General features: G+C 75.6%; 2 protein-coding genes. One reads left to right on the top strand and one right to left on the bottom strand.

Features of this window, described 5'->3' with window-relative positions; translation table 11 throughout:
- The coding region (locus VR44_RS39400; protein WP_045952505.1) for a nuclease-related domain-containing protein at positions 1 to 760 on the bottom strand (760 nt) is incomplete at its 3' end.
- 177 nt (positions 761 to 937) lie between these two features.
- On the opposite strand from VR44_RS39400, the gene VR44_RS39395 reads away from it, so the two are divergent.
- Positions 938 to 1,546: a hypothetical protein gene (locus VR44_RS39395; RefSeq protein WP_045952504.1), complete on the top strand. Its 609-nt coding sequence runs from the start codon at positions 938 to 940 to the stop codon at positions 1,544 to 1,546.
- Positions 1,547 to 1,789: the final 243 nt, after the last annotated feature.

Here is a 1,789-nt window from a genome sequence, read left to right as displayed (position 1 = left end):
GGGCTTCCACGTCCGGGGGTTTGAGGGTCGCGGGGGCCGCGTGGAGGGTGGGTGTCAGGGTCGGGGGCTGGAGGACCAGGACGTCCCTGAGGGTGGGGGCCACCTCCACCCGGGACGCGTCCGTGAGGCACAGGGCCGCGGTGACCGGGGAGGCCAGGGCGCGGGAGGCGTGGGACGCCGCGCGGCGGATCCAGCGGGGGTCCGGGGCGGGGGCGGCGCGGCCCACCGTCAGGAGCAGGTCGCCGACTTGGGCCCGCTGGCGCCGGCCCGGGACCGTACGCAGGACGAAGACGCCCGGCGGGCCGATGAGCAGGTGGTCCAGGAGTCCGAGCCCCGGCAGGGGCACGTCGTGGACCACCCGCCAGTCCTCCGCCTCCAGCAGGTCGAGCTCCACTCCCGTGCGCTGGAGCGCCACCAGTTGGCGGCGCATGCGGTGCCGGGCCCTGCTGCCGCCCGGTGCTCCGTACTCCAGTTCACCGAGGAGCGTTTCGCCGGGGCGGTTGGGGGCCAGGTCCCGGTCCGGCGGGAGGTGCAGGCGGCGCAGTTCGGCCCGGGTGGGGACGGGGGGCGGCCCGATCGTCCAGTCCCCGCTCAAGTACGGGCGCAGCACGGCCAGTACGTCCTCGCGCCGGCCGTCCGACAGGACGCTGATCCGGTTGGTCTGCCGGTCGTACCAGGCCACCGCCTGGCCGTCGGGCCGGTTCACGTAGAGCCGGCCTCGGCCGGGCCGGCCGCTCGGAAGCACCTTGAGTCCGTCCATCGGCCTCACCCCCGACGTCCATGGGAGCAGGCGCCGCCGCCCTCGGCAATCCCTCGAACATGTAACAGCTCCGTCGGCTCGCTGCTGCCTTCCTGTTACAAGGCCAGGGCCCTATCGCAACAGCCCGCGCCTACGTTGAGGACACCTGCCCGCAACGCCAGCACCGAATGGATCCCCGTGAACACCGTCAGCCGCCGCACCATCGTTCGCGCCACCGCCGTGACCGCATGCGCCGCGGCCCTGCTGGCGCTGCCCACCGCCGCCGCGCTCGCCGACGGGGTTCCGGCCGCGTCCGCCGCCGGCGTCCAGCGCACCCTGGTCAGCAGCCTGTCCCTCGCGGACGGCCGCTCGACCGCCAAGGTGTACCGCCTGGCGAAGGACGCGTACCAGGCGGAGATCCTGCGTTCGGGCACCAAGGTGGCGACGCTGACCAGCCGTGACGGGGCCACCGGCGTGGGCGGGGCCGGTGAGCTGCACGCCGCGCTGCGGCCGGACGGGCGGCTCTCCTCCTGGACCGGCGAGACCCTCCCGCAGAACGGCTCCCACGCGGTGGCCGGCGACGGCCACAAGACGGCCACCCGCCGGGGCGCCGCCGCCGGACAGGTCGTACCGGCCGTCGCCGAGACCCACCGCACCGCCGGCACCGCCGAGGCGCTGCGGCTGAACACCCTGGCCGACGGTCCGGGCAGCGGGGTGCTGCTGCTCGCGGCGGGCGGCGGCATCGCGGCCGTGGGCGCGGCCGGCCTGGGCTTCGCCATGCTGCGCCGGGGCCGCACGGACGGCTGACCGGGGCGCCGGTCCCGCCTGGTGGCCGATCCCGTCCAGCGGCCGGTCAAGCCCAGCAGCCGTTCCCGTCCAGCGGCCGGTCCCGCCCAGTGGACGGAAATCCGAAAACGGGCTTATCTCCGCATAAGGTAGTCGGGACGAGTTCCCTGACGACGACTGCCCGATCCACGCCCGGAGAGGAGGGCCCGCGCCGTGCGCACGCCTTCCTCCCTTGCCCGCGCGCGCACCCTGCTGGGCCGGGCG

Source organism: Streptomyces katrae (assembly GCF_000966975.1).
GTDB classification, from domain to species: Bacteria; Actinomycetota; Actinomycetes; order Streptomycetales; family Streptomycetaceae; genus Streptomyces; species Streptomyces katrae.
Note: the sequence above shows the minus strand (reverse complement) of the source record. Positions and strands in the feature narration are given on the sequence as shown.